Genomic DNA, 26,250 nt, shown 5'->3' on the forward strand with positions numbered 1-26,250 from the left:
AGAGCGGCCGGCCGCGACGCGAACGGTTTGACCGTCACCGCACGGGATGCGTCACCGGGTGGAGAACGCGTGCACGGTCGTCGTCCGGTACGTCCGGCCGGGGCGCAGCACGGTGGAGGGGAAGGCCGGCTGGTTGGGTGCGTCGGGGAAGTGCTGGGCCTCCAGGCAGAACGCGTCGCCCTGGCGGTAGAGACGGCCCGAGGAGCCGGTGAGAGTGCCGTCGAGGAAGTTCCCGGTGTAGAGCTGCATGCCGGGCTCGGTGGTGTACATCTTCATGACCCGGCCGGATTCGGGGTGGGTGACGCTCAGGGCGTACTCGGGCCGGGGCGTGATGCCTTTGTCCAGTACGTAGTTGTGGTCGATGCCCTGCGCGATCACGGTCTGCTCGTGCGGGATGCGATCCTGCTCCCCGATGCTCCGGGCGCGGCGGAAGTCGAAGGGGGTGCGGGCTACGGGGGCGAGTTCCCCGGTCGGGATGAGCGTCGCGTCGACCGGGGTGTAGCGGGTGGCGGCCAGTTCCAGCAGATGGCCGTCGATCGTGCCGTTCCCCTCCCCCGCGAGGTTGAAGTAGGTGTGGCTGGTGAGGTTGACGACGGTGGCCCGGTCGGTCGTGGCCTCGTAGTCGATGCGCCAGGCGCCGCGCGGGGTGAGGGTGTAGGTGACGCGCACGGCCAGGTTGCCGGGGTATCCGGCCTCTCCGTCCGGGCTGATCCGGGTGAGGACGAGGCCCGTGTCGGCGCCTCGGGTGAACGGTGCGACGTCCCACATCCGCTTGTCGAAGCCCCGGTCGCCGCCGTGCAGGCTGTTCGGACCGTCGTTGAGCGGGAGTTGGTGGGTGGCACCGTCCAGGGTGAACCGTCCGTCGGCGATGCGGTTGCCGTAGCGTCCGATCAGTCCGCCGAAGTAGGGCGACTTGGCCACGTAGTCGTCGAGGTTGTCGAAGCCCAGGGCGATACCCGTGGCCCTGCCGCGGCGGTCGGCGGTCTCCAGGGACTGGATGATGCCGCCGTAGGAGAGCGCCTTGAGGGTTGTCCCGCCGTTGCTCAGGGTCCAGCGGTGCACGGCCGTGCCGTCGGCGAGCAAGCCGAAGACCTCCTTGGTAGGCGCGTGGCCGGGTGTGCCGTGGCGCCCTTCCGAGGCGTGGGCGGATCCCGCAGCGGTGGCGGTGATCCCTGCGGCGGCCGCGGCTGTCAGCACGGTGCGTCTGGTGGTGCTGGGCATGGGTGACTCCTTGACGGGGAGAGGGAGTTACGAGCCGACCTTGCGTTTGTTGTAGACGTCGAAGCCGACGGCGGCGAGCAGTACCAGACCCTTGATGACCTGCTGGTAGTCGGTGCCGATCCCCACGAGCGACATGCCGTTGTTGAGTACGCCCAGCACCAGGCCGCCGATGATGGCGCCGAAGACCGTGCCGACGCCGCCGCTCATGGAGGCTCCGCCGATGAAGGCGGCGGCGATGGCCTCCAGCTCGAAGTTCGTCCCCGCCTGGGGCACGCCAGCGTTGAGGCGGGCGGCGTAGACGATGCCGGCGAGCGCCGCCAGGACGCCCATGTTCACGAAGACGAGGAACGTGACGCGCTGGTCCTTGACGCCGGAGAGCTTCGCCGCGGCGCGGTTGCCGCCGAGCGCGTACACATGGCGGCCGACGATCGCGTTGCGCATGACGTAGCCGAAGCCGATGAGCAGCGCGGCGAGCAGGAGGAGCACGACGGGGACGCCGCGGTAGCTGGCCAGGGTCATGGTGAAGGCGAGTACGGCCGCGGCCAGAGCGACGCACTTGGCGAGGAAGATGTTCCGGGGCAGGACGTCGAGTTCGTAGCGCTGCTGGCGGCGCCGGTCGCGGACCTCCTGGAGGAGGGCGAAGGCCAGGAGCGCGCAGCCCATGAGGAGGGTCAGGTTGTGGTAATTGGTCTCGGGCCCGATCTCGGGGAGGTAGCCGGTGGAGATCTTCTGGAAGCCCTCGGGGAACGGGCCGAGCGAGCGGCTGCCCAGCAGGATCTGCGTGCCACCCCGGAAGAGCAGCATTCCCGCGAGGGTGACGATGAACGAGGGGATGCCGACGTACGCGATCCAGAAGCCCTGCCAGGCGCCCGCGACCGCTCCGACGAGCAGCGAGAGCACGAGGGCGAGGACCCAGGGCATGTCGTGCTCCACCATCATGACCGCGGCGGCGGCGGAGACGAAGGCGGCCAGTGAGCCGACGGAGAGGTCGATGTGCCCGGCGATGATGACGATCATCATCCCGATGGCGAGTACGAGGATGTAGCTGTTCTGGAGGACGAGGTTGGTGACGTTGTTCGGCTTGAGCAGGACTCCGTCGGTCCATATCTCGAAGAGGACGACGATCACCCCGAGGGCGATGAGCATCCCGTACTGGCGCATGTTGCGGCGTGCCGCGTCCAGGAGGAGGCTGCCGGTCGTCGGGGGCGCGGCCGGGGCGGCCTTGACGGTGCGCTGCGGGGTGTCGGTGGGGGCCTGGGGCATTCCTGCTACCTCTTGTCGCTGGTCATATGGCGCATGAGGGCCTCCTGGGTGGCCTGCGCGCGCGGGACTTCGCCGGTGAGCCGGCCGGCGGCCATGGTGTAGATGCGGTCGCACATGCCGAGCAGTTCGGGGAGCTCGGAGGAGATGAGCACGACGGCCTTGCCCTCCGCCGCCAGCCGGTCGATGACGGAGTAGATCTCGTACTTCGCGCCGACGTCGATCCCGCGGGTCGGCTCGTCGAGGATGAGGACGTCCGGACCGGCGAAGATCCATTTGCCGAGGACGACCTTCTGCTGGTTGCCGCCGGAGAGACGCCCCACCTGTTCGAAGACCGTGGGGGCCTTGATGTTCATGGAGGTGCGGTAGGACTCGGCGACGCGGGTCTCCTCGTGCTCGTCGACGATCCCCCGCCGCGACACCTTGTCCAGGGCGCCGAGGCTGATGTTTCGGCCGATGGTGTCGATGAGATTGAGGCCGTACTGCTTGCGGTCCTCGGTGACGTAGGCGATCTTGTGGCCGACCGCTTCGGAGACGGTGCGCGTGCGGATCTCCTTGCCGTCCTTGAGGACCGTTCCGCTGATGTTGCGGCCGTAGCTGCGGCCGAAGACGCTCATGGCGAGTTCGGTGCGGCCGGCGCCCATCAGGCCGGCGATGCCGACGATCTCCCCGCGGCGGGCGAGGACGGAGACGCGGTCGACGACCTTGCGGTGCTGGTCGATCGGGTGGTGCACGGTCCAGTCGCGGATCTCCAGGGCCGGGTGCGCTCCCGGGTCGCCTTCGTACGGGGTGCGGTCGGGGAAGCGGTGGTCGAGTTCGCGGCCGACCATGCCGCGGATGATGCGGTCCTCGGTGGTCGATCCGGAGCCCACGTCGAGGGTTTCGACCGTGCGGCCGTCGCGCAGGACGGTGACGGAGTCGGCGACCGCCGTGATCTCACCGAGCTTGTGCGAGATGATGATCGACGAGATGCCCTGCTCCTTCAACTCTTCGATGAGCGTAAGGAGTTTGGCACTGTCCTCGTCGTTGAGGGCGGCGGTCGGTTCGTCGAGGATCAGCAACTCGACCTTCTTCGAGAGCGCCTTGGCGATCTCGACGAGCTGCTGCTTGCCGACGCCGATGTCGGCGACCCTGGTCTGGGGGTGCTCCCGCAGGCCGACCCGGTCGAGCAGGAGGGCCGCGTGGCGCAGGGTCTCGTTCCAGCTGATGAAGCCGCGGGTGGCGTGTTCGTTCCCGAGGAAGATGTTCTCGGCGATGGAGAGGTACGGCACCAGGGCGAGTTCCTGGTGGATGATCACGATGCCGCGCGCTTCGCTCGCCCGGATGTCCTTGAAGGCGCAGTCCTCGCCCTTGAACCGGATTTCGCCCTCGTAACTGCCGTGCGGGTGTACTCCGCTGAGGACCTTCATCAGCGTTGACTTCCCGGCGCCGTTCTCCCCGCAGATGGCGTGCACCTCGCCCTGGGCGACGGTGAGGGAGACGTCGGAGAGTGCCTTGACGCCGGGGAACGTCTTGACGATGGACCGCATCTCCAGGATGGGTACGGCGGCGGCCGTCGGGCCTGCCGTCGGGGCCTTCATCGGAGGTCGCTCTCCTTGATGTAGCCGGAATCTACGAGCTCGGCGCGGTAGTTCGTCTTGTCGACGCTCACCGGTTCGAGCAGGAACGCGGGGACGACCTTCTTCTCGTTGTCGTACGTCGTGGTGTCGTTGACCTCGGGCTTCTTGTCGTTCAGTACGGCGTCGGCCATCTGGACGGCCCGTTTGGCGAGGGCACGAATGTCCTTGTAGACGGTCTGCGTCTGCTGGCCGGCCATGATCGACTTCACCGAGGCGACCTCGGCGTCCTGACCGGTGACGACGGGGTACGGCTTGGATCCGGTACCGTATCCATCCGATTTCAGGGCCGAGATGATGCCGATCGACATGCCGTCGTACGGGGAGAGCACCGCGTCGACCTGAGCCGACGAGTAGGCGCTGGTGAGGAGGTTGTCCATACGCTTCTGGGCGATGCCTCCGTCCCAGCCGAGCGTGGTGATCTGGTCCAGTTTCGTCTGCTTGCTGCGGACGACGAGCTGCTTCTTGTCGATGTACGGCTTGAGCGTCTTCCAGGCGCCCTGGAAGAAGTAGCGCGTGTTGTTGTCGTCGGGGGACCCGCCGAACAGCTCGATGTTGAACGGCCCCTTCTCGGTCCCGGACTTCAGCCCGAGCTTGTCGAGGAGGTAGCCGGCCTGGAGCTCGCCGACCTTCTCGTTGTCGAAGGAGGCGTAGTAGTCGACGTCCGGGCTGCCGAGGATGAGCCGGTCGTACGAGATGACTCGGATGCCCTGCTTCTCCGCCTGATTCAGCACATCGCTGAACGCGCGGCCGTCGATGGCGGCGATCACGAGGACGTCCACACCCTTGGTGATCATGTTCTCGACCTGGGAGACCTGCTGGTCGACGTCGTTCTCGCCGTACTGCAGATCCGTCTTGTAGCCGAGCTTCTCGAACTCGGCGACCATGTTTTTCCCGTCGGCTATCCAACGCTCCGACGACTTGGTCGGCATGGCGATTCCGATGGTCGAGCCCTTGCCGCCCGTCTTCTTTTCCTTGCTGCCGCCTTCGCCGCTCTGTCCGCAGGCGGCGAGCGTCAGCGACAGGGCCAGGGCGGTGAGGACCGTTGCGGTCCGGGCGACGCGCGGGGTGGACGCGGTTCGTGAGGTGCGCATGGTCGGTCCTCCGGGGTGCGAGGGGAGCGGCTGGGCGGGCCGCGCCACTCTCATCGATTGTTCGGTATTTCGGACATGGTTCGGCGTGCGCGACGGCCGCAGACACTCGAAGGCCCCGCCGCTCAGGGATATCCCCTTGCGCGACGCGGCAGTTGAGCTGACCGTCGTTCGAAATCTCGTCATGCGTTCGAAATGTGGGCGTGACGGTAGTGAGGGAGCGGGGACACTGTCAATGGGTCACGCAGGCGTCGTCGCGGCAACTCTCAGCTCAGGACGCGGTTTCGGTCGCGCCCGCGTCCGTGCCTCCCCGCAGCCGGAGCGGCGCATCACCCCGCACCAAGGCACGAGCGGGACCGTCCGGCGTGGCGGTCGTCAGCGGGCCTGGCCGATCGCGCCCCGGAGCATGGCCACCGTGGTCGCGGCAGCGGCGCGTTCCGCGTCGTCGCCCGTGGCGCGCACCCGCTCCTCCAGCAGCACGACGGCCGCCTGGAGCACGCCCACCCGGACAGGCACGCTTTGCATGGCCGTCAGCACGGCCGCTGCCTGTTCGGCGGGCGTGGCCGTGGCGGCCTGCGGAATGAGGGTGGAGATTCCGCGCCCGAGTGCACGGTCACGAGGCGGCTGAGCCGCGGCAGTGGTCACTGAGGAAGTCTGCCGCACCCGGGGGCCGGAATGGGTCAGCGACTTGGCCGCCCCGCCCCGGAGCCGTCCTGGAGGTGGCTGTGAACACGCGCCAACAGGGCTGTCAGCCGGGCGCGTTCGCGCGCGTTCAGGGGCGCCAGGACGTCGTCCTGCACGGCAGTGGCGTCGGCCTTGAGGCGGTCCAGCAGGGCGCGGCCCGCCGGGCTGACGGTGACCGTCACGCGCCGCCGGTCCGCCATGTCGCGTGCCCGGCCCACCAGTCCGGCCTCGCTCAGTTCGTCGATGATCTTCACGATGTCGCTGCGGTCGATCGTCAGCCGCGACGCCAGCTCCCGTTGCACATGGGGGCCGAAGTCGACCAGGGCAGCCAGGACCGCCATGTGCCGGAGCCGCAGACCGCGGTCGGCCAGCCGCTCCGCGAGGCGGCTCCGCGCGACTTTGCCCGTCCTGGACATGAGGTAGGTCGTCAGTCCCAGAAGAGTGGGCGGGGTCTCGTTCTCGTTCACACGTATATCGTAGGCACGCACCCATTATGGGTGCGCACCCAGCATTGCGTGCGGCTGCGCATCACACCTACGCCGCCGGCCAAGGACAAGGCGGCCCGCCGCCTCGCCCGCGAGGACGAGGACCCCGCCACCCCCTGGATCGCTACCCCTCCGCCCAGGTACGCATGGCCGCCCGGGAGGAGAACGCGGCGACATCCCTGTCGAGCGGCTCGTCGGTGTGCTGGTGGATGCGCCAGGACGCCTTGATGCGCGGCTTCCCGGCGGTGACGTAGTCGGCGATCCAGAGCCCGTCGCCGGCGTACGACGTGGTGTCGTGATTCAGCCAGAAGTAGCGGTTGCAGTAGAGCAGGACCTTGTGGTGGGGTCGCAGCCGTTTGACCTCGCGGATGAAGCGGTCCTTCTCAGCATTGCTCGCATGCGTGCCTTCACCGTTCTCCTCCCAGTCGACGGCCAGCAGATCTCCCGCCCCTTCCGGCGCCTTGCTCAGAAAGTATTCCGCCTGTGCCGTGATATTCCCGGGCCACAGGAAGTGGTAGAACCCGACCACGCATTCCGCGTCCCGGGCACGTTTCGTCTGCGCCGCCAGATGCGGATTTATGTACGAACGCCCCTCGGTGGCCTTGATGAAGACAAAGTCCAGCCCGTCCGTTTCGAACGACGCCTGATAGGCGCTGACATCGACACCGTGCAGCATGGGTACCGCCTCACTCATGGTCCGGTCATTCCGCTTCCTTCTCTGATACGTGCCCGCGCTACCCGGTTCCCATCCGTCGCTCGTGCCGGGAAAACCCGTACGCCGGCGCACGGAATAGCTTCCGCCCCGCTGGAGTTGGTGAACCGGCGAGACCCTTTTCACGTAGCGCACGCACCAGCGGAAGGTCGCACCATGAAGATCGGCATCATCGGGGCAGGGAATATCGGCGGCAATCTCACCAGGCGCCTCACCGCGCTCGGTCACGACGTGTCCGTCGCCAACTCTCGCGGTCCGCAGACCCTCACCGCACTGGCCGAGGAGACCGGCGCGACCGCCGTCACCGCCGCCGAGGCGGCGAACGGTGCCGAGGTCGTGGTCGTCACCGTGCCGCTCAAGGCCGTCCCGGCGCTGCCCGCCGGCTTCCTCGACGGTGCCGCTGAGGGCGTCGTGGTCATCGACACCGGGAACTACTACCCGCGCGAGCGCGACGGCCGGATCGCGGAGATCGAGGACGGCCTGCCCGAGAGCCGCTGGACACAGGACCAGATCGGTCACCCCGTCATCAAGGCCTTCAACGGGACCTACGCGCAGGACATCCTCTCCAAGGGCCGGCCGACGGGCAGCGCGGGCCGTCAGGCGCTGCCCGTGGCCGGCGACGACGCCTCGGCGAAGCGGAAGGTCCGTGACCTGATCGACGAGCTGGGATTCGACACGGTGGACGCGGGCGGGCTCGACGCGTCGTGGCGCCAGCAGCCCGGCACCCCGGTGTACGGCAATCAGGGGGACGTCGCGGCGATCGAGAAGGCCCTGGCCTCGGCGTCCGCCGAGCGGGCCCCTGAGTGGCGGGCCTGAGGTCCCGCCCGGTACGTCTGCGGCAGGGGGCGCGGCGCACGCACCCCCTGCCGCCGCACGGTGTGCCTCAGTCGTCGTAGCCGGTACTGCGGCTGACCTTCTCCCAGGCCAGCACTTCGGCGCGGGAGGCATCGAGGCTCGCGAGGACGGCGTCGGTCGCGTCGTTGCCGAGCGGCAGCCGGAGCGGGGTGTCCTTCGACGCCAGGGCCGTCAGAATGGCGGCTGCCGCCTTGTGCGGGTCCCCCTCCTGCTTGCCGTCGGAATCCGGGAGGTCGCTGCGGACCGGGCCCACCGTCCGGGCATAGGCGGGGAGTGCCGCGGACTGACGGAGGGCGCCGCCTCCGGCGAATCCCGTGCGGAACGATCCGGGCTCGACGATCAGCACCTTGATGCCGTGCGGAGCCACTTCCGCGGCCAGGGCCTCGGACAGGCCCTCCAGCGCGAACTTGGTCGCCGAGTAGCCGCCGACCCCGGGGAAGGTGAACCGCCCTCCCATGCTGCTCATCTGGACCACGGCACCGGAGCCGTTACGGCGCATGTGCGGCAGCACGGCACGTACGAGCGCGGCCGGCCCGAAGAAGTGCAGATCCATCAGATCGCGCAGTTCGCGGTCGCTCGTCTCCTCCACGGCCCCGACCAGCCCCATCCCCGCGTTGTTGACCACCACGTCGATTCGGCCGTACCAGAGCACGGTGTCCGCCACGACGTCCGCGATGCGCGCCGTGTCGGTGACATCCAGTTGTACGGCGACGGCGCGGTCGGGGTGTGCGGCGATGAGGTCGTCGAGCGCCTCCGGCCTACGGGCCGTGGCGACGACGGTGTCCCCGGCTGCGAGTGCTGCCGTGGCGATGGCGCGGCCGAATCCGGAGGAGGCTCCCGTGATGAGCCAGACCCGGCCCGGGGCGTTGTCGCGGGGCGCTGCTGCGTGTGCGGCGTTCATGTCCAACTCCAGTTGTTCCGAGCGTCGTTGCGGTGATCCAGTTATGCCATCCGGCTCCCCCAGCGGTCCAAGACAAAGATCCGCCGGCCCGATAAACGGGCTTTATGATCGCTGGATGGAGCTGCGTCAGCTGCACTACCTCACCGTGATCGCCGAGGAGAAGAACCTGGGGCGGGCCGCCAAGCGGCTGTTCGTCAGCCAGCCGGCCCTCTCGTACGCGCTCAAGAGCCTCGAGTCCGAACTCGGAGTGCGACTGTTCGACCGTCACGCCGGCGGTGTCTCCGCGACCGCCGCAGGACATGACGTGATCGCCGAGGCCCTGCGCACGGTGCGCCAGTCCGAGCGGGTGACGGCCGCGGCGGAGCGGCACGCGCGGGGCGAGACGGGCGTGCTGCGGGTGGGTTTCGAGGCGAGCGGTGCCGGCGAACTGACCACACGGGCGCGGGCGGAGTTCTCCCGGCGCCACCCGGGTGTGCGGGTGGCACCCAAGCGGTACGACTGGGGGCAGGAGGCGGACGCGCTGCGGGACGGTCTGGCGGATGTGGCCTTCGTGTGGCTGCCCAACGATCTGACCGGCCTGCGCAGCGAGGTGGTGCACACGGAGCCGCGCGTCGTGGGACTGCCCCGCGGACACGCGCTGGCGTCCCGGTCCGGTGTATCGGTGCTGGAGGTCGGGGACGAACCCCTTCTGTGGACGCGGCGGGCGCCGCGGGAGTGGGTGGACTGGTGGGCGGTCAACCCCCGCCCGGACGGCTCAAGTCCTCGGTGGGGTCCGACGAACGACAACGTCGAGGAGATGCTGGAGCAGGTGGCGGAGGGGGCCGCCATCTGTTTCGCTCCGCTGAGCATGGCCCGGTACTACGCGCGGCCCGACCTCTCCTGGGTTCCGCTGACGGACGTGGAACCGCTCCGCGTGGCGCTGGCCTGGGCGGAGGGGACCGACAACACCCTGGTACACGGATTCGCCGGAGTGGTGCGCGAGCTCTCCGGGGTGCCACCGGTCCGAGTGACGAACGCGTCGGGCGGTTCCTCCTGACCGGCCGGATGCGGGCGCTGTCCGGCTGGGCGCCATCCCGCGCCACGCGCTCCGGACGACTACGGCGAAGAAGGCGCGTCGCTCGTCGTCCGGAGGACAGGATGCCGTCGCTGCGCGGCGCCGTACGCACGCCGCCGCCGACCGGGCGAGCCGGGTCGCTACGAGGCCGCGCCTATGAGTCGGCCACCTCCTGGCGGGCGGGCAGGCTGTCCATGAACGAGCTGACGGAGAACACCGCGCGACCTGGCCCGGGCGGTCCGTAGCCGGGAGGTGAGCTGAGTCCGTACTCCTCCATCGTCGAGCGATAGGCGTCGAGCAGCCGGATGTGGTACTCCAGCGGCGCACCGTCCGGGTTGGTCCTGCCGAGCGGCGTCGTCGGTTCGGGGCACCAGGTGGTGAAGCGCGGGGTGATGCCGTGCGACATGAAGAACCGCAGGCCCTCGGTGGTGGAGTCGATCGCCTCCTTCACCGTGGCGAAGCCGAACGGCTCGGCCATCTCCACGCCCGCGACGAAGTTGGGGATGACATTGCGGGCACCGAAGACGTCGGCGGAGTCCAGGATGCGGCGGTGCCATTCGTCGCGGCCGACGTAACGCTCCTTGCCCGGGCAGTAGAGCTCGAACAGCCTGCGGTCCCACACCTCGTAGTTGGGGTGGTAGATCTGCACGCCGTAGTCGTGGAAGCGCTGGACGTCGGCCTTGGGCAGCGCCTGGGCGACGACCTTGCCGATCCAGCGGCCGGGGAAACGTTCCTCGATGGCCTTGGCGTACTGGCCGTAGAAGTCGGCCTCGTCCCGTCCGCCGATGTGCGAGGTGATGGCGCCGCCGGTGAGGGTGTAGGCCGTGGAGGTCTTCGCCGTGTCGTACCGGTCGATGATGGCCAGGGCCTCCAGGACCTCCTCGACGGGCTTCACTCCCGTGTAGGGGCGCCCCGCCGCCTTGTGCTGGCGCCAGTTGTGGTTGATGTCGCAGTACTGACACTCCTCCTTCGCGCCGAAGTACTGACAGACGCGGAAAACCGTCAGGTAGACGAGGTAGCCCCACTGGATGGTGGGCGCCACCTCCATGACCGACTTCCCGTTGTCGAGGGTGTGGCGGTAGTAGTCCGGCATGGGAGGCAGACCGACGTCGGAGATCCGCCGGCCGTCGAGGTACAGCCCGAGCACTCCGTCGGCGTCGGCCGCCACACGGTAGGGGGACGCCGGATTGACGCGCACGGAGACGACGGTGCGCCGCAGGTCGTACGGTCCACCGGTGAGCACGATCTCCTCGGGCGGGCGGCGCAGCGCGGCCGCACCCAGCTCGGGAAGGGTGCCGTGGTCGAAGGAGAAGATGAAGTACGACTTGGGCTTGACGTCGCCGCCCTCGTTGTCGCTGAGGGCGGATTCGTCGAAGGCCAGGCCGCCGCGCAGCAGGTCCTCCTTGATGACGGCCTCCCGCGGCACGTGCGGGAACTGCTCCATGAGCCGCTCGATCAGGCGGGTGCGGCTCGTATCGGTGCTGCCGGGGTCGGTACGGTCGGGCATGCGCGGGCTCCTCGGTCCGGTCGTGGCGGTGTCGCGGTACGCCGCCCTGTCCAACGAACCAGGACCGCGAAGCGTTCGCGCTCTCGTCCATGACAACGCCCGGAACCCACCACCCGGCCCTAAGTGACCGGTGAGTAGGGTGTGCTGCCCGGGAGCCCGTCGGCCGCGCGGCCGTTCCGACGCCCCGGTGGTTGCCGCAGTCGGCCGCGGATCGGAAGTGCCTCATGGCCCGCACCATGTCAGTGTCGGACAGTGTCGTCGTTCTCGCCGAACCCTCGCTCGTGTACGACCGGTTGAGCGACCCCACCCAGATGGGGCGCTGGAGTCCGGAGAACCGGGGCGCGAAGGTGCTCGGGGAGCGTCAGGGCGCGTACGTCGGGATGGTCTTCGAGGGCCGGAACAAGCGCGGGGCCATGCGCTGGACGACCCGGTGCACGGTGACGGCGGCCGACCCCGGTGAACGGTTCGCCTTCCGCGTCCACGCCATCGGGGCGAAGCGGCCGCGGCTGCCGGGCGCGATCGCCACCTGGGAGTACCGCTTCGAGGCCGTGGACGGCGCCACCAGGGTCACGGAGACCTGGACGGACGACCGCCGCGCCTGGCCGGACTTCCTGGCCAACGCCTTCGACCGGCTGGCGACCCGGGGGCACACCTTCGCCGAGTTCCAGCGCGGCAACATCCGCACCACGCTGCAGCGGCTCAAGGCGGCGATGGAGGCCTCGCCGGCCGACGGGGCCTCGGAGGCATGACCGGCCTTCGGCCCGTCACCCGCCCCAGTGCGCGGGGCGGGTGAGCGAGGAGGGCAGTTGGGTGGCGTCGTTGCCCTTGGCCGCACCCAGTTGGGACTGCGTCAGGAAGAGCGCCCCCCTCAGGTCCGCCCCGGACAGGTCGGCGTCGCGGAAGTCCGCACCGATGAGATCGGCCAGCCGCAGGTCGGCGCCGGCGAGGTCCGCCGCGATGAGGTAGGCGCCGCGCAGATCGGCGCCGCGCAGATCCGCTCCCCCGAGGCGAGCGGCGATGAGATCCGCCCCGCGGTGGCTGCGCTTCTTCTTCCGGGGCGCGGTGGCGCGTACGAGTTCGCTGGTGCGCGCGAGCAGTGCGGCGACCCCGTCGCGGTGCGCCGCCACGTCCAGGTCCGCGAGGGCAGCGGCGTCGAGGCGGGTGAGACGTTCGGTCTCCTCCAGGCCGCGCCGGATCGCCTCGTGCAGGGAGCGGGCCGGCGCGAGGGAAGCCGCCTCCGTGAGGTACCAGAGGAGCTCGTGGAGCTGCCGCACGACCGGGAAGACCTGGAACATCTGCCGGGCACTCTCCGGAGCCGTGCGCCAGTCCCGCCCGCCGAAGGTCTCCCCCGACACCTTCTGGCCCGCGCCGAAGCAGTCGTACACCGTGCAACCCGCGAAGCCTTCGGTACGCAGCCGGGTGTGGATGCCGCAGCGGAAGTCTTCCTGGAGGTTGCGGCAGGGTGTGCCCGCGTCCTTGTTGACGGCGAAGTCGGCGGACCGGGTGAGGGTCAGCGCGACGCAGCACAGTCCGAAGCAGTTCGCGCAGTCGGCGCGCAGAGCGGCGCGGTCGCCGTCCGCACCGAGGGCGTGGTCGTTCTCGGGCACAGTACGTGGGTCCTTCTGGTGTACGTGGTCCATGGACGCCCGAGCCTACCGATGCGCGCCGTCGCACTCTCCGACGAGGCACCCGGCGAACGGCGGCCCCGGGGGGCGCCCACACGTTCCTTCGCCACTGCGGACCATAATGATGGGTCATACATCTTTTGGAGGTGGCCACCATCGTGACGAACGCACTGGTCGACAGCATTCCGGCCCAGCGGGTCCTGACCGACCCGGCGGGTCTGACCCGGTACCAGCACGACGAGGCCGAATGGGCACCGTACGGGACACCGCTGGCCGTGGTCCGCCCGCAGAACACCCGCGAGGTGCAGGACGTGGTGCGTCATTGCATCACCCACCGCATCCCCCTGGTCCCGCGCGGCGCCGGTACCGGTCTGTCCGGGGGCGCCAACGCCGTCGACGGGGCGATCGTCCTGTCCTTCGAGGACATGAACCGCGTCGTCACCATCGACCGCGCGGAGCGGCTGGCCGTCGTCCAGCCAGGGGTGGTCAACGACGATCTGCGCGCGGCGAGCGCCGAGCACGGGCTGTGGTACCCGCCGGACCCGGCGAGTTCCCCCTGGTCCACCATCGGCGGGAACGTCGCGACCAATGCCGGGGGCATGTGCTGCGTCAAGTACGGCGTGACGCGTGACTACGTGCTGGGCCTGGAGGTCGTCAACGGACTCGGCGAAGTCGTCTCGCTCGGGCGCCGGACCGCGAAGGGCGTGGCGGGCTACGATCTGGCCGGGCTGATGGTGGGATCCGAGGGAACGCTCGGGGTGATCACGGAGATCACGGTACGTCTGCGTCCCGCGAGGCTGCAGGAGCGGACGGTGGCGGGCTACTTCTCGTCCGTGGTCGCCGCGGGTGAGGCGGTGAGCGCCGTGACCGCGTCCGGTGTCATTCCCTCCGCGCTCGAACTCGTCGACCGCCACTGCCTCGCAGCCGTCGACGCCTGGAAGAAGATGGGCCTCTCCGCCGACGCCGACGTGGTGCTGCTCGGCCGCGTCGACACGCCCGGCGCCGAGGGCGACGCCGAGGCCGAACTGGTCCGTGACTGCTTCGAACGCGCCGGGGCGACCTGGGCCGCGGTCTCCACGGACCAGCAGGAGGCGGACGCGCTGTTCCAGGCCAGGCGGCTGGCCTATCCGGCCCTGGAGCGGCTCGGCCCGGTGCTGACCGAGGACGTCTGTGTGCCGCGGACCGCGGTACCCGAGATGCTGGCCCGGATCGAGAGGACGGCCGCCCGGCACGACATCCTCATCGCCAACATCGCGCACGCGGGGGACGGCAATCTCCACCCCCTGATCATCACGCCCCCCGGGGACGAGGCCGCACGTGCCCGCGCCCAGCTCGCCTTCGAGGACATCCTGGACGACGCGATCGCGCTGGGCGGCACGGTCACCGGTGAACACGGGGTGGGCCTGCTGAAGATGCGCGGGATGAACAAGGAACTGGGCCCGGCCGTGCTCGGCATGCATCACGCGGTCAAGGCCGCGCTCGATCCGCACGGCATCCTCAACCCGGGCAAGGTGCTCGGGGGCGTCTGACCCGGTTGTCAGTGGGGCGGCGCACACTGGCACCAGCCCGGTGCGGCAGGCCGGCGCACACCGGCACCAGTACGGTGCGGCGAAGGGGGATCGGATGAGTGGCGGCGAAGAGGAGAGCGGTTTCGAACCGGCCACCGGGGACGGCCCGCCTCTTCCGGGGCCGGCCGCGCGACGGGCCGCCTCGGTGCGGACCGCGTTCGCCGGGATGCTCCAGATCCGGCGCCTGACGAACACCGGCCCCACCCCTCAGGCGGTGCCCGCGGCCTGGGAACTGCACAAGGTGGTACGGGCTGTTGCCCTGGCCCTGGAGGCGTCCGGGCCGGCCGCGTCGGCCGTCGACGCCTCAGGGCGGCGCACAGCGACGGGGTACCGGGTGGCCGCGGGCACAGCACCGGGCACCGCGCGGGTGGAGTGGCTCGGTCCGCCGGGCAGCGGCGCCGCGCACGAGGAGGAGGGCGAGCTGAACCGGTGTGCGTCGGCGCTGCGGGAGTTGGGCTGGATCGCCCTGCTCTACCGCGGACCACGCGGCCGCCGGTTCCTGGAGGTGGAACCCCCGGGGCATGCGGCTCGGCCGCATGGCCGACAGGAGGCGTGCCGCAGCAGTCGCCCAGGTTCGTTGTCAGACCCATGAGGGATGCTTGTGGGTCCGACACCTCTGACCGGGAGATGCTGAGATGCGCAATGACGAACTCGCCGCGGCGCAGGCGTACGTCCGTTTACTGGAGGCGACACGGGCCGTGCTGTCCGATCCGGACGACGCCCCGCTGTACATGCCGTTGCTCACTTCGCCGATCGCCGAGGCGGACGGTGCGCTGCGCCGCGCCGGACTCTCGGGCAATGAGTCGCGCTTCTTCGATCTCGTCCGTTCGCTCCAGCCCAGCATGTCGGACAGCGGGCACTGACCGGCGGACTCCTCCGCACAGCCTTCGCCACACCTGCCGGCCCCGGCCCGCCACGGATCTCCGGGCGGGCCGGGGCCGTCTTCGGCCAGTACGCCCCGATCCGTGGTGAGTTGATCCACACTCGGGACCGCGCGGAGGCCCGGCCCGGGCGCTGAGACGGGCGACCGGGCACCGGGCGGAGGGGCATCCGGTCAGATGCCGATCGGGTGCCCCGTCGTCGCGTCCACGTGGTCCGGGACCTCCTCGTGCCGGTCGCCCACGGTCGGTGTCCCGGTGGGCTCGAACATGAGGATGGCGGCGCCGGAGGGAGCGTACGGCTTGTGCTCGGTGCCCCGGGGGACGGTGAGGACCGCGCCCCGAGGGAGGAGGACCGTGCGCTCTCCGCCGGGCTCGCGCAGGGAGATGTGCAGCTCGCCCTCCAGTACCAGGAAGAACTCGTCGGTGTCGTCGTGGACGTGCCAGACGTGCTCGCCCCGGACCTTGGCGATACGGACGTCGTAGTCGTTGACGCGCGTGACGATGCGGGGGCTCCACAGGGCGTCGAAGGAGGCCAGCGCCCGGTCGAGAGGGATCGGTTCGTTGCTCATGCGCTCATCCTCGGTCGTCGGCCGCGTCCGGTGTGAGTGCTAGGAATTGCACATGACGCAAGAATCCTCGCACGCACGGCGCTCGTCGGGCGTCCACCGGGTCGTCGTGATCGTCGACGCGAACTCGAACCCCTTCGAGCTCGGCTGCGCGACCGAGGTCTTCGGTCTGCGCAGACCGGAGATCGGCCGTGAGCTCTACGATTTCCGGCTCTGCTCCCCCGAGCCCCACACCCTGATGCGGGACGGATTCTTCACGCTCACGGGTGTCGCCGGCCTGGAAGCGGCGGACGGGGCGGATACGTTGATCGTCCCCAACCGCCCCGACGTCGAGGTGCCGCGCCGCCCCGCCGTCCTCGATGCCGTGCGACGGGCGCACGCGCGCGGTGCACGCCTGGTCGGCTTCTGCAGCGGTGCCTTCACCCTGGCGGAGGCCGGGGTCCTCGACGGCCGACGGGCGACCGCGCACTGGCAGTGGGCGGACTCCTTCCGGGCCCGTTTCCCCTCGGTCCGCCTCGAATCGGATGTGCTGTTCGTGGACGACGGCGACATCCTCACCGCCGCGGGGAGCGCGGCAGCACTCGACCTCGGGCTGCATCTGGTACGCCGCGACCACGGGGCGGAGATCGCCAACTCCGTGAGCCGGCGGCTGGTCTTCGCGGCGCACCGGGACGGCGGTCAGCGGCAGTTCGTGGAGCGTCCCATGCCGGACGTGCCGGACGAGTCCCTGGCGCCGGTCCTGGCCTGGGCCCAGGAGCGGCTGGACGCCCCGCTGGGCGTCCTTGATCTTGCGACGCGCGCTGCGGTCAGTCCGGCGACGCTGCACCGCCGTTTCCGGGCGCAGCTGGGAACGACACCGCTGGCGTGGCTCACGAGGGAGCGACTCGCCCTGGCATGCCGGTTGATCGAGCGAGGTGAGTCCCGCTTCGAGACGGTCGCGCGCCGCAGCGGGCTCGGCACCGCTACCAACCTGCGCGCGTTGATGCGCCGCGCGACCGGCATCACCCCGTCGGCCTACAAGGGCAGGTTCGGGCCGGGGGTGCACTGACGGCCCGCGGGTGCCGTCAGGTCGGGGTGCCGTCAGGTCGGAAGGACCATGAGGTCGGGGGTGCGCTGACGGCGACGGGCGGCGTGGGTCTCAGCCGGCTGTCGCTGCCGCGGGGCCGAGACCGAGCTCGCCGTCACCCAGCGGTGCGAAGTGGCGGGCCACGTCCTCCTCGGTGACCTCGGCGAGCCCGGCCGGGATCCACCGGGGGTTGTGGTCCTTGTCGATGATCTGGGCGCGCACGCCCTCCACCAGGTCGGGCCGGGTGAAGGCGGCGGACGAGACGCGGAACTCCTGGTCCAGGGCCGCTTCCAGGCTTTCGAGGCGGCGTGCGCGGCGGACGGCCGCCAGCGTCACCTTGAGCGCCGTGGGTGATTTGGCCAGGATCGTCGTCGCGGTCTGCTTAGCGGCGGGCGCCCCGTCCGACTCGAGGCGCTCGACGATCTCCTCGACGGTGTCCGCCGCGTAACACGCGTCGATCCAGTCGCGGTGCCCGGCCAGCTCACCGGCGGGGGCGGCGCCGGCGTACCGCTCCACCGTCGCGACGACGGCCTCGGACGTGGTGCACGTATCGAGTGCGGCGAGCATGGCCGGCAGGTCTTCCGACGGCACGAAGTGGTCGGCGAGGCCGCACAGCAGCGCGTCGGCCGCTCCGACCGCGTCGCCGGTGAGCGCCAGGTGCAGGCCGAGTTCGCCGGGGGCCGCGCCGAGCAGGTACGTACCGCCGACGTCGGGCACGAATCCGATGCCGGTCTCGGGCATCGCGAGGCGGGAGCGCTCGGTCACGACGCGGAGCGACCCGTGGGCCGACACGCCGACCCCGCCCCCCATCACGATGGCGTCCATGAGGGCCACGTACGGCTTGGCAAACCGGGCGATCCGGGCGTTGAGCCGGTACTCGTCACGCCAGAAGTCCAGTGACGCCCGGCCGCCGGCCAGCGCGTCGTCGCGGATGGACCGGATGTCGCCGCCCGCGCACAGCCCGCGCTCCCCCGCACCGGTCAGCAGCACCGCGACGACCGAGGCGTCCTGTTCCGCCGCGTCCAGCGCCTTCGCGATGTCGAGCACCATGGCGTGGTTCAGGGCGTTCAGGGCCCGCGGCCGGTTCAGTGTGATGCGGCGGACGCTTCCCCCGGTGTGCAGCAGGACGGAATCCTCGTGCTTCATGCGTGCGCTCCGGTCAGGCCCAGTGCCGTACCGTCCGCCGGTCGCGGACGATCTTCCACGGCCATTGTGCGTGGCGGTCGGAAGGGCGCGGAAAGTGGGGTGGCAGGGCCCGGGGCGGTGCGCCACACGACGGGTTCCCGCTGTGGCAGGCGTGCCGAACCCGCCAGACAATTGAGTCACGCCGTACGCCGGCCCCGCCGGACGATCTTCGGAGCACGAATGACCGATCACGACCGGCCACCGCTCATCCCCGTCCCGCCCCGCCTGTTGGTCGAGAAGACCCACCACAGCGAGACGGCGACGGTGGAGCGGCTCGCCATGAACCGCACCGGCAGTTTCGAGTGGGATCTCGACGCCCGGACGCTGGACATCGATGAGGCCGGGCTGCTGGTCTTCGGCCTGGACGCGGCCTCTTTCGACTCCCGGCCGGGGTCCCTGATGGAGCTCCTGGACCCGGCGGAGCGCATCCGTCTCGATGTGGCGATCGACGAGGCGATCAAGGGCGGGAGCACCTCCTACAGCGTGCACTTCCGGGTTCCCCTGGACCACGGCGGCGATCAGTGGACCCATGTCCAGGCGCGCATCCTGCGCAGCCCCGACGGGCGGGCGCACCGGGTGATCGGCCTGGTGCGGGACGCGACGGCGGAAGTCACCCATTCGGCCTTCGTACTGGATCTGGAAAAGCGGCGTCAGCGACAGACCGACATAGTTGAACGCACAACCAGCGCACTGTCGCGCGCGGTGACCGTGGACGATGTCACGGCAGCTCTGACCGGACCGGGCGGGCTGGCACGCCTGGGTGCCGACGGGCTCGCGCTGGCCCTGCTGGACAACGCCACGCTCAATGTCATCGCCCTGAGCGGCGACTCTCTGGAGGTCGTCGACGAGCTGGGCTCGGGCGGGCTCGACCCCAAGTTCCCGCTGGCCGACACGGTTGTCAGCGGACGCCCACGCTTCGTGAGCTCACTCGGCGCGCTCACCCGGCGCTACCCGGTCCTGAAGCCGTTCGTGGGACAGCTCAGATTCCAGGCGGCGGCCTACCTGCCGCTCGTCGCCCAGGCCCGGACCCTGGGCGGGCTGGCGCTCTTCTACCGCGAGCGCACTCCTTTCACCGCCGACGAACGCAACCTCTGCCTGGGGCTCGCCGCGATCGTCGCCCAGTCCCTCCAACGGGCCACGCTCTTCGACGAGGAACGCGAATTCGCCACGGGGCTCCAGTCCGCGATGCTGCCCCGCCGGATCCAGGACATCGAGGGCGGCGAGATCGCCGTCCGTTACCACGCCGCGTGGAGCGGCCGCCAGGTCGGCGGTGACTGGTACGACGTCATCGCGCTGCCCAAGGAGCGCTTCGGCATCGTGGTCGGCGACGTGCAGGGCCATGACACGCACGCGGCGGCGATCATGGGTCAGCTGCGCATCGCGCTGCGCGCGTACGCCGCCGAGGGGCATCCGCCGTCGACGGTGCTGGCCCGGGCCTCCCGGTTCCTCGCCGAACTCGACACGGACCGGTTCGCCACCTGTACGTACGCCCAGGTCGATCTGGGAACCGGCACGGTGCGGGTGGTGCGGGCCGGCCACTTCGGCCCGCTGATCCGGCACGTGGACGGCCGGGTCGGCACCCCGCAGGTACGCGGTGGAGTCCCGCTCGGCATCGCGACGGACTTCGGCGACGAGGAGTTCCCGGAGACCCGGCTGGACCTGGTCCCGGGCGAGACGCTGGTGCTGTACACCGACGGACTGGTGGAGGAGCCGGGCGCCGACATCGAGGCGGGGGTGCGCACGCTCATCAACGAGGTCAGCGCGGGACCGGCGGGTGCCGAGGCGCTTGCGGACCATCTGTCGGACCGGCTGTGGGAGCGCTGGGGCTCGGGCGACGACGTCGCACTGCTGGTGATGCGCCGCAGCCCCGATCCGGGGTCCCCGCGGGCGCCGCGGCTCCATCAGTACATCCATCAGGCCGATCCGGAAGGGCTCTCCGACGCCCGGACGATCGTGCGCCAGGCCCTGACCGACTGGAACATGGCCGAACTCGCGGACGACGCCGAGCTGGTGACCGGTGAACTCCTGGTGAATGTGCTACTGCACACGGAGGGTGGTGCGGTGCTGACCCTCGAGGTACTCCCGGAACCGGTGAGGCGGATCCGTCTGTCGGTCCAGGACCGCTCCAGCGCCTGGCCCCGGCGCCGGACACCCGGGGAGACCGCAACCTCGGGCCGGGGGCTGCTGCTGCTGGACGCCGTCACGACCCGGTGGGGAATCGAGCCCCGCGGCGAGGGCAAGGCGGTCTGGTGCGAGATCGGCCCGGCGGCGCCCGCCTCCGACCCGATGCCCGAGGACACCGAGGACGCCGAGGAGCCGGCGGACCCTCTCGGTGAAGGCGGCAAGGACCACCCCGGCCCCGTGGGCGGAAAGCGATGACCGGGCAGCGCTGAGGGGCGCGCCGGCTCGTCCCGCAGGACACGGCACGCCCCTCAGCCGGGACCCGGTCGCACTCGGCGCACCCGGTCCACCGGACTACGTCAGTGCTGCGCGGTGCGGCGCTTGCGCACGGACCACATGATGCCGCCGCCGGCCAGCAGCACGGCAACAGCCGCACCACCGATGATCGGCGTGGCGGATGACGAACCGGTCTCGGCCAGATCCGGCGAGCTGGGGCTCGGCGCGGCCACGGCGGGCGCGGACGACGAAGCGGTCTCGCTGGGAGTGTCCGTCGGCGTGGGAGTCGCCGTGGTGGGCGTCTCGGACGGCTTCGTCTCGGACGGCTTCGTCTCGGTCGGAGTCGGCTTGGGCTCCTGCGGCGTCTCCTCGCACACCGGAGCCTGCTTGGACTCGTCGCGCGAGTACTGCTCGCCGTCCCCGGCCTTGACGACCAGTCGTACCGTCAGCGCCTTGTCGTGCTCGGGCAGCGCGATGGTCTTGTCGAGCCCCTTGCCGAAGGCCTCCGTCGGCAGAAGGTCCTTGCCGTCGACGGTGACGGTCACCTGGTTGGTGACGCCCCCGTTGTACGCGGTCAGGTGCAGGCTCACTTCGGTACAGGTCACGTCCCAGGTGGGGGTGTGAGCTGCGGCCGGACCGGCGGTCAGAACCGCGCCGGTCAGGCCGACAACCGCGGCGGCGGCGAGAGTTCCCGCAGCACGCCACGATCTCCTGGGTATGGTCATGGATTCTTCCTCCGCAAATGTTTCATCGCCCGAATGGCGGTGGGGCGCACAGTACTGCTCCCTTCCCCCCTGTGTGCACCCGCCCCACGAACCATTCGACGTCACAACTAGCCGCACACCATCGCTGGTTGGGGCAACCCGGACACAGATGCCTGCGCCGCGCCACCTCTGCCGTGGCGCGAAGTGAACGCCCGACGCCGGACCGTGGCCATGGGGCCCGTCCGCCGCCACGTCCACCCCCGGGCCGTCAGAGCGGGCGGTGCATGATGTGCAGTCCCACGAACCCCTTCTTCGGGTGGTTGAATCCCTCCGGCAGGGTCCCCAGGATCTCGAACCCGAGCGAACGGTAGAGTCCGACCGCTGCTCCGTTGCCTTCCACGACCGCGTTGAACTGCATGGCGCGGAACCCGGCCGTGCGAGCCCAGTCGATCGTGTACTCGCAGAGCGCCCGTCCCACGCCCTGGCCGGCGTGCCGGGGGTCGACCATGTAGCTGGCGCTCGCGATGTGCGCGCCGTTGCCCATCTGGTTGTTGTTCATCTTCGCCGTGCCCAGGACGCTGCCGCCCTCGTCAACCGCGACCACCGTGCGGTTCGGGGGCTTCAAGAGCCACCAGTCGAGGGCGTCCGCCTCTCCGAGATCGAGAGGGTAGGTGAAGGTCTCGCCCGCGGCGACGATTTCGTGGAAGAAGGGCCAGATGGCGGGCCAGTCCTCAGCGGTGGCTTCCCTGATCAACATGGTGCAAAGAATGCCTGGTCCGGGTGTCGGTGGCGAGCGGTTTCCCCTTGCCGCCGCCCACTGCCCGGCGAGGGCGCCGGCTCCCCCGTGACCGTCGCAGGCGGAGCCGCGTCAGCAGGCCTGACACGCCGCTACCGCCACCGTCCGCACGGGCCTGGCCGCCGCTTCCTTGCGCGCCGTCTTGCTGAGCGTCCGGTGCGTCTCGTTCCCGCGCGCTCGGGGCATGCCCTCCCCGCAGGCCCGGATCCGACCGCTCAGTGACCCCCTCCCCCAGCTCGGGTTCGACCGAAATCGCTGGGTCGTCCGCCGACGCGGGCCACCGCCCCTCTCCCGGGCGCGGCGCCGGACGCAGCTCGCGTGCGCTGTCCAGCTCCATCCCGAGGGTGATACGACGCCAGAGGATCTCGTCCGGTTCATCGGCGAGCATCAGCTTCGCCATGGCCTCGCGTCCGGCAGGCGAGCCGCCCCGCCCGAAGACCGGCGCGGGCCGGACCCTGGCGAAGTAGGCGCGCTCGTACGGGTCGTCGACCACCTCGGCGAGCTGGACCGGGTCCAGCGCTTCCGCGACGACGGCCGCGCGGGCCCAGGGGTCCTCGGCAAGGGCAAGCAGAAGCTCGATCCGGCGCGAGCGCCAGTTGCGCGCCCTGCAGTCCATGCCCGCGTCCAGTCGGCTCCGCAGCCAGGGCGGGGCGTTACCCACCAGCAGCTCGGGGGATCGGCTGGCCAGTTGGCCCAGCTCATGGGCGAGATAGAGCCAGACCACCACTCGGTAACGGTTGAGGTAGAAGGCGACCGGCGTGACACAACCGGCGCGCGCCAGCCGGGCGAAGCGGACCGGGCTGACACCCAGCAGTCCGGCCCCTTCCGCGGTCCCCATCGTGCGGACCCGCTCCCGCAGAGTCTCGGGGAATCCGTCCTGCGACGTGAGCCGGGCGATCTCCTCCTGACGGACCCTGGCCCGTCCGCCCGACTCCTGTGATTCCATTCGGATGATGCCCAGGTGGACGGCGAGGGCGAATTCTCCGCGCCTCAGTTCCAGTTCCGCAGCGGCCCTGCTCGCGGTGACCATGTGAACGCCGTCGTCGCGCACCGTTTCGGTCATCGGCATGATGAATCTCCCCCGTGAGATACGGATACTCTCCGTGACCACGGTAGCCCGGGAACGGCCCCTGCCGTCCGGCCTGTGGATAACTCCAGGGCCGGCCGGCAGCGGCGAACGGGCCGTCAGATCCGGTTGACGTCCGCGCTCCCGTCCTGCCGCGCGGCCACTCCGAGATGTTCCCCGACCCTGTTGACCAGCAGCGTCATCTCGTACGCCACCTGACCCACATCGGCCTCGGCCTCGCTCAGCACACACAGGCAGCTGCCGTCTCCGGCGGCCGTCACGAAGAGCAACGCCTCGTCGAACTCCACCATCGTCTGCCGGGCCTTTCCGGCGCGGAAGTGCCGGCCGGATCCACGGGCGAGACTGTGCAGTCCGGACGAGACGGCGGCCAGGTGCTCCGCGTCCTCACGCGCGAGCCCCGTGCTCGCGCCCGTCACCAGGCCGTCGTTCGACAGCACCAGAGCGTGCCGTATGTGCTTCACCCGGCTGGTGAGATCGTCGAGCAGCCAGTCGAGTCCCCTGTCCAGCGCCATGCTGTTCCTCCCCGCTCATACGTTCCCCGTGCCCCACGTGTTGCAAGCCTTACGCACCGGTCACGTACGGGCAAGCGCCCCGCCGCGCGTCACCGGGGCGTGTTCCGGCCAAGTCGGTTCAGCCCACCGAGTCCAGGAGCCGCGCGGTGTGCATCCGGCCCGCGTACTCGACCATGCGGATCAGCACTTCCTTGCCTGAATCCCGGTCTCTCGCGTCACACAGCACCACGGGCGTTCCGGGATCGAGGTCGAGGGCGCGTGAGACGTCTTGCTCCCCGTACGACCGGGCACCCGCGAAGCAGTTGACCGCTACGACGAAGGGGATACGGCGGTGCTCGAAGTAGTCGACCGCGGGGAAGCAGTCCTCCAGCCGCCGGGTGTCCGCCAGGACGACCGCACCGAGGGCGCCTTGGGAGAGTTCGTCCCACAGGAACCAGAACCTGTCCTGGCCCGGAGTGCCGAACAGGTACAGCGAGAGCCCGGACCTGATGGTGATGCGTCCGAAGTCCATGGCGACGGTCGTGGTGGTCTTCTGGGCGACGCCGTCGGTGTCGTCGACCGACTGCCCGGCCTCGCTGAGGAGCTCTTCCGTACGCAGGGGCCTGATCTCGCTCACCGCGCCGACGAGTGTCGTCTTGCCGACGCCGAACCCGCCCGCGACCAGGATCTTCAGGGCCAGGGCGTCGTTCGGGGCGGCACCGCCGGACTCGTCCCGGGGGCTGTCAGCATGCTCGGTCGGCATCGATCACTTCTCTCACCAGTGAGCCTCAAGGCATCGAATGCGCAGGTCGGAGCCATCTTGAGGTCTCGGATTCAGTGCAGCATCGGCAGACGTACGGCGACAGCATGGCAAACCGGCACCTGCCCCGTGGGGCGCGATCACTTTTTTGAGGATGTGACTGTTCAGGGCCATCCGATGCCCGGAACCGCACGAATTCCGGTGCGATTGTCAGCCATCCGATTGCTTTTGGCCGATAACAACGCGCCGCCCCCTTCCGGTGGAACGGCAGTGACCGCACGGCTCCGGCGCCTGCCGTACGGCGGCGAGCGGGCCCGGGGAACAACGTGTCCGACGCCTACACTGATCGCCTCGGGTGCGAGGAGTCGGCCCACGCGGACGGGAGTGCAGAAGTGTCGACAGGTGCCGGCGGCGGTTTCGAGGATCCGCCCGCGGACGTACTGGCCCAGGCGGCTGCCGCCTTCGGTCTTCTGGCGACCCCGGCCCGGCTGCACATCGTCTGGGCGCTGGCCCAGGGCGAGAGCGACGTGACCGGTCTGGCGGAGCGGGTCGGCGGCACGCTCCCCTCGGTCAGCCAGCATCTGACGAAGCTGAAACTCGCCGGACTCGTCCGCTCACGGCGCGAGGGTCGCCGACAGGTCTACCTGGTCGATGATCCCGATGTCGTGACGGTGGTGCGGTTGATGGTCGGCCAGCTCGCCGAGCGGGCAGGATTCCAGGCCACGCAGCCCATGCGTCTCCGTGAACTCGGTACCTGAGAACGCTGCCGCCGCGGGGTCCGGACAGGCCGGTGAGCACTCGGCCGTGGTCGTGCCGACGCCCCGCCCGGCATCCGCAGTCGGCGGGCGGCGCGGCGTACGACTGTCCCCTCCGCGGACGGGCGTACGGCCGTCCCCTTCGCGGACTTCCCTCCAGGTGCTCCGCTCGCTGGACAGCGGGGCGGTCTGGCCCCGGCGGAACGCGACCGGCTGGGCGCGCCGGCCGGCGAACCGTGCAGCGGCGGCGGCGGGCCATTGCAGGCGGCGGCCCGGTACGGGCGGCGTCGGTGTGCTCCTGCCGCTCACCGCGCTCGGGCCCGTGCCGGGACGGGCGCCCTGCCGCCGCTCCATACCTGTTGCTCGCCGCCGTCCTCGCGTTGTACGCATACGGTCTCGGGCGGGCGCGCGACCGCTACGAACGGAACGGGAGGAACGCATGACGGTGAGTACCGGAAGCGCTGCCGCCGGATCAGCGGACGGCAGGTTGGCGCCGGTGCGCCGGGCCACTCTCGCCGATGTCGCGGCGCTGGTGCGCATGCGGGCAGTGATGCTCGCCGACATGGGGCTGGAGGTCGGGGACGACCGCGCTCCCTGGCGGGCGGACGCGGCACGATGGTTCACCGAGCGGATGCCGAGGAGCGACGAGTTCGCGGCGTTCGTCGTCGACGATGCGGAACTGGGCGTGGTGGCGTGCGCGGTAGGGGCGTGCGACGCGCACGCGCCGAGTCCGGTCAATCCGAGCGGGCTGCACGGCCACGTGTCCAACGTGTGCGCCGACCCCCGGAGGCGCAGGCTCGGTCATGCTCGTGCCTGCGTCGACGCGCTGCTCACCTGGTTCCGTCAGGAGACGTGTGTGACGGTGGTCAATCTGAACGCCACGGGGGACGGGGCCGGTCTGTACGCGTCGTTCGGGTTCGAACCGCCCCGGCACCCGTCGCTGCAGCTGCGGACGGCCCGGCCACGGGCCTGAGCCGTCCGCG

Annotated in this window: 27 protein-coding genes; 10 read left to right on the forward strand and 17 right to left on the reverse strand. The window is 70.3% G+C overall.

Going from position 1 to position 26,250, the window contains the following annotated elements; all coding sequences use genetic code 11:
* Positions 1 to 51 precede the first annotated feature (51 nt).
* The 7 genes from ACFYPA_RS00410 to ACFYPA_RS00440 all read right to left on the reverse strand — a co-directional run bounded on the left by ACFYPA_RS00410 (position 52) and on the right by ACFYPA_RS00440 (position 7,033).
* Complete coding sequence (locus tag ACFYPA_RS00410) at positions 52 to 1,221, reverse strand: aldose epimerase family protein (protein WP_389128452.1); 1,170 nt, start codon at positions 1,219 to 1,221, stop codon at positions 52 to 54.
* A 27-nt stretch (positions 1,222 to 1,248) separates the two neighbouring features.
* Positions 1,249 to 2,484 (reverse strand): multiple monosaccharide ABC transporter permease, encoded by a 1,236-nt coding sequence (mmsB, locus tag ACFYPA_RS00415; protein ID WP_359080284.1) that lies wholly within the window; start codon positions 2,482 to 2,484, stop codon positions 1,249 to 1,251.
* A gap of 5 nt (positions 2,485 to 2,489) precedes the next feature.
* On the reverse strand, positions 2,490 to 4,061 hold the full coding sequence (gene mmsA, locus ACFYPA_RS00420) for a multiple monosaccharide ABC transporter ATP-binding protein (protein ID WP_359312228.1): 1,572 nt from the start codon (positions 4,059 to 4,061) through the stop codon (positions 2,490 to 2,492).
* Entirely contained in the window at positions 4,058 to 5,191 is a 1,134-nt protein-coding gene (chvE, locus tag ACFYPA_RS00425; protein ID WP_359080280.1) for a multiple monosaccharide ABC transporter substrate-binding protein, read from the reverse strand. The genes mmsA and chvE overlap by 4 nt, the downstream gene beginning before the upstream one ends.
* A 372-nt stretch (positions 5,192 to 5,563) precedes the next feature.
* Entirely contained in the window at positions 5,564 to 5,833 is a 270-nt protein-coding gene (locus ACFYPA_RS00430; RefSeq protein WP_359080278.1) for a hypothetical protein, read from the reverse strand.
* 35 nt (positions 5,834 to 5,868) lie between these two features.
* A complete protein-coding gene (locus ACFYPA_RS00435) occupies positions 5,869 to 6,288 on the reverse strand; it encodes a MarR family winged helix-turn-helix transcriptional regulator (RefSeq protein WP_359080499.1) in 420 nt (139 codons plus the stop codon).
* A gap of 193 nt (positions 6,289 to 6,481) precedes the next feature.
* The gene (locus tag ACFYPA_RS00440; RefSeq protein ID WP_359080497.1) at positions 6,482 to 7,033 is read right to left on the reverse strand and encodes a glycoside hydrolase family 25 protein; all 552 of its coding nucleotides are present in this window, start codon (positions 7,031 to 7,033) and stop codon (positions 6,482 to 6,484) included.
* Between the two features lie 192 nt (positions 7,034 to 7,225).
* Here ACFYPA_RS00440 and ACFYPA_RS00445 point away from each other — a divergent pair, with 192 nt between their 5' ends.
* Positions 7,226 to 7,885, forward strand: coding sequence for an NAD(P)-binding domain-containing protein (locus tag ACFYPA_RS00445; protein ID WP_359080276.1), 660 nt, complete (start codon positions 7,226 to 7,228; stop codon positions 7,883 to 7,885).
* Between the two features lie 67 nt (positions 7,886 to 7,952).
* Here ACFYPA_RS00445 and ACFYPA_RS00450 read toward each other — a convergent pair whose 3' ends face one another.
* A complete protein-coding gene (locus ACFYPA_RS00450) occupies positions 7,953 to 8,825 on the reverse strand; it encodes an oxidoreductase (RefSeq protein WP_359080274.1) in 873 nt (290 codons plus the stop codon).
* Positions 8,826 to 8,940: 115 nt separating this feature from the next.
* Here ACFYPA_RS00450 and ACFYPA_RS00455 point away from each other — a divergent pair, with 115 nt between their 5' ends.
* The gene (locus ACFYPA_RS00455) at positions 8,941 to 9,861 is read left to right on the forward strand and encodes a LysR family transcriptional regulator (RefSeq protein WP_359080272.1); all 921 of its coding nucleotides are present in this window, start codon (positions 8,941 to 8,943) and stop codon (positions 9,859 to 9,861) included.
* A 172-nt stretch (positions 9,862 to 10,033) separates the two neighbouring features.
* Here ACFYPA_RS00455 and ACFYPA_RS00460 read toward each other — a convergent pair whose 3' ends face one another.
* Positions 10,034 to 11,386, reverse strand: coding sequence for a radical SAM protein (locus ACFYPA_RS00460; protein ID WP_359080270.1), 1,353 nt, complete (start codon positions 11,384 to 11,386; stop codon positions 10,034 to 10,036).
* Between the two features lie 224 nt (positions 11,387 to 11,610).
* On the opposite strand from ACFYPA_RS00460, the gene ACFYPA_RS00465 reads away from it, so the two are divergent.
* Complete coding sequence (locus ACFYPA_RS00465) at positions 11,611 to 12,135, forward strand: SRPBCC family protein (RefSeq protein WP_359080268.1); 525 nt, start codon at positions 11,611 to 11,613, stop codon at positions 12,133 to 12,135.
* A 15-nt stretch (positions 12,136 to 12,150) separates the two neighbouring features.
* On the opposite strand, the gene ACFYPA_RS00470 is transcribed toward ACFYPA_RS00465, so the two are convergent.
* Complete coding sequence (locus ACFYPA_RS00470) at positions 12,151 to 13,026, reverse strand: pentapeptide repeat-containing protein (RefSeq protein WP_389128458.1); 876 nt, start codon at positions 13,024 to 13,026, stop codon at positions 12,151 to 12,153.
* Positions 13,027 to 13,169: 143 nt separating this feature from the next.
* Between ACFYPA_RS00470 and ACFYPA_RS00475 the strand changes: the two genes are divergently transcribed.
* The 3 genes from ACFYPA_RS00475 (at position 13,170) to ACFYPA_RS00485 (ending at position 15,442) form a co-directional block, all read left to right on the forward strand.
* Positions 13,170 to 14,540, forward strand: a complete 1,371-nt coding sequence (locus ACFYPA_RS00475; RefSeq protein ID WP_359080264.1) for an FAD-linked oxidase C-terminal domain-containing protein — start codon at positions 13,170 to 13,172, stop codon at positions 14,538 to 14,540.
* Between the two features lie 94 nt (positions 14,541 to 14,634).
* Complete coding sequence (locus ACFYPA_RS00480; protein ID WP_359080262.1) at positions 14,635 to 15,171, forward strand: hypothetical protein; 537 nt, start codon at positions 14,635 to 14,637, stop codon at positions 15,169 to 15,171.
* Positions 15,172 to 15,214: 43 nt separating this feature from the next.
* Positions 15,215 to 15,442, forward strand: a complete 228-nt coding sequence (locus tag ACFYPA_RS00485; protein WP_359080260.1) for a hypothetical protein — start codon at positions 15,215 to 15,217, stop codon at positions 15,440 to 15,442.
* 191 nt (positions 15,443 to 15,633) lie between these two features.
* Here the strand turns inward: ACFYPA_RS00485 and ACFYPA_RS00490 are convergent, their stop codons facing one another.
* Positions 15,634 to 16,029 carry a cupin domain-containing protein gene (locus ACFYPA_RS00490; RefSeq protein ID WP_359080258.1) on the reverse strand — a complete coding sequence of 132 codons (396 nt, stop codon included), beginning with the start codon at positions 16,027 to 16,029 and terminating at the stop codon, positions 15,634 to 15,636.
* A 52-nt stretch (positions 16,030 to 16,081) separates the two neighbouring features.
* Here ACFYPA_RS00490 and ACFYPA_RS00495 point away from each other — a divergent pair, with 52 nt between their 5' ends.
* Positions 16,082 to 17,074, forward strand: a complete 993-nt coding sequence (locus ACFYPA_RS00495) for a helix-turn-helix domain-containing protein (protein WP_359080256.1) — start codon at positions 16,082 to 16,084, stop codon at positions 17,072 to 17,074.
* A 90-nt stretch (positions 17,075 to 17,164) separates the two neighbouring features.
* On the opposite strand, the gene ACFYPA_RS00500 is transcribed toward ACFYPA_RS00495, so the two are convergent.
* Positions 17,165 to 18,238 carry an enoyl-CoA hydratase/isomerase family protein gene (locus ACFYPA_RS00500; RefSeq protein ID WP_389128463.1) on the reverse strand — a complete coding sequence of 358 codons (1,074 nt, stop codon included), beginning with the start codon at positions 18,236 to 18,238 and terminating at the stop codon, positions 17,165 to 17,167.
* A 219-nt stretch (positions 18,239 to 18,457) separates the two neighbouring features.
* Here ACFYPA_RS00500 and ACFYPA_RS00505 point away from each other — a divergent pair, with 219 nt between their 5' ends.
* Positions 18,458 to 20,656 carry a SpoIIE family protein phosphatase gene (locus ACFYPA_RS00505; RefSeq protein ID WP_389128465.1) on the forward strand — a complete coding sequence of 733 codons (2,199 nt, stop codon included), beginning with the start codon at positions 18,458 to 18,460 and terminating at the stop codon, positions 20,654 to 20,656.
* Positions 20,657 to 20,757: 101 nt separating this feature from the next.
* Here ACFYPA_RS00505 and ACFYPA_RS00510 read toward each other — a convergent pair whose 3' ends face one another.
* The 5 genes from ACFYPA_RS00510 to ACFYPA_RS00530 all read right to left on the reverse strand — a co-directional run bounded on the left by ACFYPA_RS00510 (position 20,758) and on the right by ACFYPA_RS00530 (position 24,515).
* A complete protein-coding gene (locus ACFYPA_RS00510; protein WP_359080250.1) occupies positions 20,758 to 21,399 on the reverse strand; it encodes an LAETG motif-containing sortase-dependent surface protein in 642 nt (213 codons plus the stop codon).
* 247 nt (positions 21,400 to 21,646) lie between these two features.
* Positions 21,647 to 22,135, reverse strand: a complete 489-nt coding sequence (locus tag ACFYPA_RS00515) for a GNAT family N-acetyltransferase (protein ID WP_359312214.1) — start codon at positions 22,133 to 22,135, stop codon at positions 21,647 to 21,649.
* Positions 22,110 to 23,243 (reverse strand): DUF6397 family protein, encoded by a 1,134-nt coding sequence (locus ACFYPA_RS00520; RefSeq protein ID WP_389128469.1) that lies wholly within the window; start codon positions 23,241 to 23,243, stop codon positions 22,110 to 22,112. The genes ACFYPA_RS00515 and ACFYPA_RS00520 overlap by 26 nt, the downstream gene beginning before the upstream one ends.
* 116 nt (positions 23,244 to 23,359) lie before the next feature.
* The gene (locus ACFYPA_RS00525) at positions 23,360 to 23,773 is read right to left on the reverse strand and encodes a roadblock/LC7 domain-containing protein (RefSeq protein WP_359080244.1); all 414 of its coding nucleotides are present in this window, start codon (positions 23,771 to 23,773) and stop codon (positions 23,360 to 23,362) included.
* Between the two features lie 118 nt (positions 23,774 to 23,891).
* Complete coding sequence (locus tag ACFYPA_RS00530) at positions 23,892 to 24,515, reverse strand: ATP/GTP-binding protein (RefSeq protein WP_359080242.1); 624 nt, start codon at positions 24,513 to 24,515, stop codon at positions 23,892 to 23,894.
* A gap of 389 nt (positions 24,516 to 24,904) precedes the next feature.
* On the opposite strand from ACFYPA_RS00530, the gene ACFYPA_RS00535 reads away from it, so the two are divergent.
* Together ACFYPA_RS00535 and ACFYPA_RS00540 are read left to right on the forward strand one after the other, a co-directional pair.
* Positions 24,905 to 25,270 carry a metalloregulator ArsR/SmtB family transcription factor gene (locus ACFYPA_RS00535; protein WP_359080240.1) on the forward strand — a complete coding sequence of 122 codons (366 nt, stop codon included), beginning with the start codon at positions 24,905 to 24,907 and terminating at the stop codon, positions 25,268 to 25,270.
* 442 nt (positions 25,271 to 25,712) lie between these two features.
* On the forward strand, positions 25,713 to 26,240 hold the full coding sequence (locus ACFYPA_RS00540; protein WP_389128473.1) for a GNAT family N-acetyltransferase: 528 nt from the start codon (positions 25,713 to 25,715) through the stop codon (positions 26,238 to 26,240).
* The last annotated feature ends 10 nt before the right edge of the window (positions 26,241 to 26,250 follow it).

This window comes from Streptomyces sp. NPDC005775 (genome assembly GCF_042871565.1).
In the GTDB taxonomy this organism is placed as follows: domain Bacteria; phylum Actinomycetota; class Actinomycetes; order Streptomycetales; family Streptomycetaceae; genus Streptomyces.

Excerpts from the sequence above, each read along its gene's own strand:
- ACFYPA_RS00410 (WP_389128452.1), bottom strand. The coding sequence starts at position 1,221 with ATGCCCAGCACCACCAGACGCACCGTGCTGACAGCCGCGGCCGCCGCA.
- mmsB (WP_359080284.1), bottom strand. The coding sequence starts at position 2,484 with ATGCCCCAGGCCCCCACCGACACCCCGCAGCGCACCGTCAAGGCCGCC.
- mmsA (WP_359312228.1), bottom strand. The coding sequence starts at position 4,061 with ATGAAGGCCCCGACGGCAGGCCCGACGGCCGCCGCCGTACCCATCCTG.
- chvE (WP_359080280.1), bottom strand. The coding sequence starts at position 5,191 with ATGCGCACCTCACGAACCGCGTCCACCCCGCGCGTCGCCCGGACCGCA.
- ACFYPA_RS00435 (WP_359080499.1), bottom strand. The coding sequence starts at position 6,288 with ATGTCCAGGACGGGCAAAGTCGCGCGGAGCCGCCTCGCGGAGCGGCTG.
- ACFYPA_RS00440 (WP_359080497.1), bottom strand. The coding sequence starts at position 7,033 with ATGCTGCACGGTGTCGATGTCAGCGCCTATCAGGCGTCGTTCGAAACG.
- ACFYPA_RS00445 (WP_359080276.1), top strand. The coding sequence starts at position 7,226 with ATGAAGATCGGCATCATCGGGGCAGGGAATATCGGCGGCAATCTCACC.
- ACFYPA_RS00450 (WP_359080274.1), bottom strand. The coding sequence starts at position 8,825 with ATGAACGCCGCACACGCAGCAGCGCCCCGCGACAACGCCCCGGGCCGG.
- ACFYPA_RS00455 (WP_359080272.1), top strand. The coding sequence starts at position 8,941 with ATGGAGCTGCGTCAGCTGCACTACCTCACCGTGATCGCCGAGGAGAAG.
- ACFYPA_RS00460 (WP_359080270.1), bottom strand. The coding sequence starts at position 11,386 with ATGCCCGACCGTACCGACCCCGGCAGCACCGATACGAGCCGCACCCGC.
- ACFYPA_RS00465 (WP_359080268.1), top strand. The coding sequence starts at position 11,611 with ATGGCCCGCACCATGTCAGTGTCGGACAGTGTCGTCGTTCTCGCCGAA.
- ACFYPA_RS00470 (WP_389128458.1), bottom strand. The coding sequence starts at position 13,026 with ATGGACCACGTACACCAGAAGGACCCACGTACTGTGCCCGAGAACGAC.
- ACFYPA_RS00480 (WP_359080262.1), top strand. The coding sequence starts at position 14,635 with ATGAGTGGCGGCGAAGAGGAGAGCGGTTTCGAACCGGCCACCGGGGAC.
- ACFYPA_RS00485 (WP_359080260.1), top strand. The coding sequence starts at position 15,215 with ATGCGCAATGACGAACTCGCCGCGGCGCAGGCGTACGTCCGTTTACTG.
- ACFYPA_RS00490 (WP_359080258.1), bottom strand. The coding sequence starts at position 16,029 with ATGAGCAACGAACCGATCCCTCTCGACCGGGCGCTGGCCTCCTTCGAC.
- ACFYPA_RS00495 (WP_359080256.1), top strand. The coding sequence starts at position 16,082 with ATGACGCAAGAATCCTCGCACGCACGGCGCTCGTCGGGCGTCCACCGG.
- ACFYPA_RS00500 (WP_389128463.1), bottom strand. The coding sequence starts at position 18,238 with ATGAAGCACGAGGATTCCGTCCTGCTGCACACCGGGGGAAGCGTCCGC.
- ACFYPA_RS00505 (WP_389128465.1), top strand. The coding sequence starts at position 18,458 with ATGACCGATCACGACCGGCCACCGCTCATCCCCGTCCCGCCCCGCCTG.
- ACFYPA_RS00510 (WP_359080250.1), bottom strand. The coding sequence starts at position 21,399 with ATGACCATACCCAGGAGATCGTGGCGTGCTGCGGGAACTCTCGCCGCC.
- ACFYPA_RS00515 (WP_359312214.1), bottom strand. The coding sequence starts at position 22,135 with ATGTTGATCAGGGAAGCCACCGCTGAGGACTGGCCCGCCATCTGGCCC.
- ACFYPA_RS00520 (WP_389128469.1), bottom strand. The coding sequence starts at position 23,243 with ATGCCGATGACCGAAACGGTGCGCGACGACGGCGTTCACATGGTCACC.
- ACFYPA_RS00525 (WP_359080244.1), bottom strand. The coding sequence starts at position 23,773 with ATGGCGCTGGACAGGGGACTCGACTGGCTGCTCGACGATCTCACCAGC.
- ACFYPA_RS00530 (WP_359080242.1), bottom strand. The coding sequence starts at position 24,515 with ATGCCGACCGAGCATGCTGACAGCCCCCGGGACGAGTCCGGCGGTGCC.